Source organism: Actinomycetospora sp., from assembly GCF_055612215.1.
This window is the reverse complement of sequence record NZ_JBVPVA010000362.1, coordinates 1-3,396: the sequence shown is the minus strand read 5'-3', so window position 1 is coordinate 3,396 and position 3,396 is coordinate 1. Positions and strand designations below refer to the sequence as shown.

Genomic DNA, 3,396 nt, shown 5'->3' with positions numbered 1-3,396 from the left:
GCGCCTGGGAGACTGGGCGGGTGAGCAGCGCCCCCACGACGGCAGCCGGGCCGGTCACCCGCTCGGCTGAGCTCTTCGCGCGCGCCGAGGCGGTCGTCCCCGGTGGCGTCAACTCCCCGGTCCGGGCCTTCAAATCCGTCGGCGGGACCCCGCGGTTCATGGCCTCCGCGCAGGGGGCCTGGCTCACCGACGCCGACGGCAACCGCTACGTCGACCTCGTCAGCTCCTGGGGCCCGATGATCCTCGGGCACGCCCACCCCGCCGTCGTCGAGGCCGTGCGCGACGCCGCCACCCGCGGGCTGAGCTTCGGCACCCCGACCGAGGGCGAGGTCGCGCTCGCCGAGGAGATCGTCCGGCGGGTCGAGCCCGTCGAGCAGGTGCGCCTGGTCAACTCCGGCACCGAGGCCACCATGAGCGCGATCCGGCTCGCGCGGGGTTACACCGGCCGCAGCGTCGTCGTGAAGTTCGCGGGGTGCTACCACGGCCACGTCGACGCGCTGCTCGCCGAGGCGGGCAGCGGGGTCGCGACCTTCGGACTCCCGTCGAGCCCCGGCATCACTGGCGCGCAGGCCGGGGACACGGTCGTGCTGCCCTACAACGACCTCGACGCCGTCGCCGCCGCCTTCGCCGAGCGCGGCCCGGAGATCGCCTGCGTGATCACCGAGGCCGCGGCGGGGAACATGGGCGCGGTCGCCCCCGACGAGGGGTTCAACGCCGGGCTCAAGCGGCTGTGCGCGGCGCACGGTGCGCTGCTGGTGGTCGACGAGGTGATGACGGGCTTCCGGGTCTCGCCGTCGGGCTGGTACGGCCTCGAGGGCGTAGCCGGCGACCTGTACTGCTTCGGCAAGGTGATGTCCGGCGGCCTGCCCGCGGCGGCGTTCGGCGGGAGCGCCGAGATCATGGGCCACCTCGCACCCGCCGGGCCGGTCTATCAGGCAGGGACGCTGGCCGGGAACCCGGTCGCGGTGGCCGCGGGCCTGACGACGCTGCAGCACGCGACCGACGACGTCTACGCCGCCCTCGACGCGGGTGCGGACCGGCTGCACGGGCTCTTCACCGACGCGCTGTCCGGCGCCGGGGTCGAGCACACGATCCAGCGCGCCGGGTCCCTCGTCTCGATCCGGTTCGGGGCCGAGCCCGGCCGGAACTACGAGGACATGAAGGCCGCGCAGACCTGGCGGTTCCCGCCGTTCTTCCACGCCCTGCTCGATCGCGGCGTCTACTACCCGCCGAGCGTGTTCGAGGCGTGCTTCATCTCGGCCGCCCTCGACGACGACGCGTTCGGCGTCATCGCCGACGCGCTGCCGGCCGCCGCCGCGGCCGCGGCCGCCGCGACCCCGCCGGAGCAGGCGTGACGGCGGGCGGGACCGGTCCGGTGCGCACCGCGGTCCACCTGGTGCGCCACGGCGAGGTGCACAACCCCGACGGCATCCTCTACGGGCGCCTGCCCGGCTTCGGGCTCTCCGAGACCGGGCGGGCGCAGGCGCGGCGGGTCGCCGAGCACCTCGCGCCGGCCGACGTCACCGCGCTGTTCGTCTCGCCGATGCAGCGCGCGCAGGAGACCGCGGTGCCCATCGCGGAGAAGCTCGGCCTCGACCCCGTGACCGAGGACCGGCTCATCGAGGCGGCCAACGGGTTCGAGGGCCAGCAGATCGGGGTCGGCGACGGGGCGCTGCGCCGCCCGGAGTTCTGGCCGTTGCTGCGCAACCCGTTCCGGCCCTCGTGGGGGGAGCCGTACCTGGAGATCGCCCACCGGATGCTGGGCGCGGCGCACCGGGCGCGCGCGGCCGCGGCCGGCCACGAGGCGGTGTGCGTGTCCCACCAGCTCCCGATCTGGACGCTGCGGCGCTTCCTGGCCGGGGAGCGGCTCTGGCACAACCCGACCCAGCGGCAGTGCGCCCTCGGCTCGGTGACGACGCTGCTGTTCGACGACGAGTCGCTGGTCGACATGGCCTACACCGAGCCGTCGGGGACGTCGGACCCGTCGTCGACGGGCGCATGAGGCGCGTCCGGGTCCTGCTCGCGCTCGCCGTCGTCGGGCTGGCGCTGCTGGCCGGGTGCTCGTCGGGCTCCTCCGACGACGGCGGGTTCCAGTTCGTCGCGCCGGGCGGGCAGACGCAGATCACCTACCCGGAGGCGCAGCGCCGCCCGCTCGCCCCGATCGCGGGGGACTCCCTGCTCGCCCCGGGGCAGACGATCTCCAGCGCGCAGTCGCGGGGCCAGGTCGTCGTCGTGAACATCTGGGGCTCGTGGTGCGGGCCGTGCCGCGGGGAGGCCCCGGCGCTGGAGCAGGTCGCGGCGGCCTCGGCCGCGCGCGGCGTGACGTTCCTCGGCGTGGACGTGCGCGACGACCGCGACGCCGCCGCCGACTTCGTCCGCAGCCGCGGGATCACCTACCCGTCGATCTTCGACCCGCCCGGCCGGTCGCTGCTCGCGCTGTCGGGCTACCCGCGCAACGCGGTGCCCTCGACGATCGTGCTCGACCGGGCGCACCGGGTGGCGGCGGTCTTCCTCACCGCGGTCCTGGCGAGCGACCTGCAGCCCGTCGTCGACCGCATCGCCGCGGAACCCGCCCCGCCCGCGTGACCGCCGGGCGCCGGCGTTGTGAGCGAAGGGCACCATCGGTCGGGTAGACGGGCGAGGGGCGCCCCTCGCCGGCCCGCCGGGCGCGCCGCGGGTTCCGGCGGACGGCGCCCACCGTCGGCTCCATCGAGCGAAGGAGCCCTTCGCTCAGAAGCGGCCGGGACCGGGTGACCTACGACATCCCGTAGGACGAAGTCGGCCGCCCTCACGCGCCGTCGACGCGGCCGTCCTACCCTGGGACCCGAGATGAACGCCCGGCCTCGCGAGTCCGCATGGACCTGACCCAGACGGTGACCTCGGGTCCCGTGCTGCTCGCCCTCGGGCTCTCCCTCGTCGCGGGCCTCGTCAGCTTCGCCTCGCCGTGCGTCGTGCCCCTCGTGCCGGGCTATCTCGCCTACCTCGCCGGACTGGTCGGGGCCACCGCGCCCGCGGTGACCGTCGAGGAGGTCGCCGCGCAGGAGCACCGCGCCGCCGTCGTCGGGGGCACGGCGACCGCGACCACCACGACGACCGCGACCGCCACGCCGACCCCGACCGTCCCGGCCCGACGCGGCCGGTGGCGGCTCGCCGGGGCCGCGTCGCTGTTCGTCCTCGGCTTCACCGTGGTGTTCGTCCTCGGCCTGGGCGCGATCGTCTGGGCCGCCGACGCGCTCGTCGCGAACGAGGCGCTCTTGCAGCGGCTCGGCGGCGTCGTCACCGTGGCGATGGGCCTGGTCTTCCTCGGCCTCGTGCCCGCCCTGCAGCGCGACACCCGCCCGCACTGGGTGCCGCGCATGGGACTGGCCGGCGCGCCGCTCCTCGGCGCCACCTTCG

At 75.7% G+C, this 3,396-nt stretch carries 4 protein-coding genes; all 4 read left to right on the top strand.

Going from position 1 to position 3,396, the window contains the following annotated elements; genetic code table 11:
• The first annotated feature begins 20 nt into the window (after nucleotides 1-20).
• Nucleotides 21-1,355: a glutamate-1-semialdehyde 2,1-aminomutase gene (hemL, locus tag AC0CYZ_RS10330; protein WP_472214915.1), complete on the top strand. Its 1,335-nt coding sequence runs from the start codon at nucleotides 21-23 to the stop codon at nucleotides 1,353-1,355.
• Complete coding sequence (locus AC0CYZ_RS10325) at nucleotides 1,352-2,002, top strand: histidine phosphatase family protein (RefSeq protein ID WP_472214913.1); 651 nt, start codon at nucleotides 1,352-1,354, stop codon at nucleotides 2,000-2,002. Before hemL ends, AC0CYZ_RS10325 begins: the two co-directional genes overlap by 4 nt.
• Entirely contained in the window at nucleotides 1,999-2,586 is a 588-nt protein-coding gene (locus AC0CYZ_RS10320) for a TlpA family protein disulfide reductase (RefSeq protein WP_472214911.1), read from the top strand. The genes AC0CYZ_RS10325 and AC0CYZ_RS10320 overlap by 4 nt, the downstream gene beginning before the upstream one ends.
• Nucleotides 2,587-2,855: 269 nt before the next feature.
• Nucleotides 2,856-3,396: cytochrome c biogenesis CcdA family protein (locus AC0CYZ_RS10315; protein ID WP_472214909.1), on the top strand; the 541-nt coding region annotated here is incomplete at its 3' end.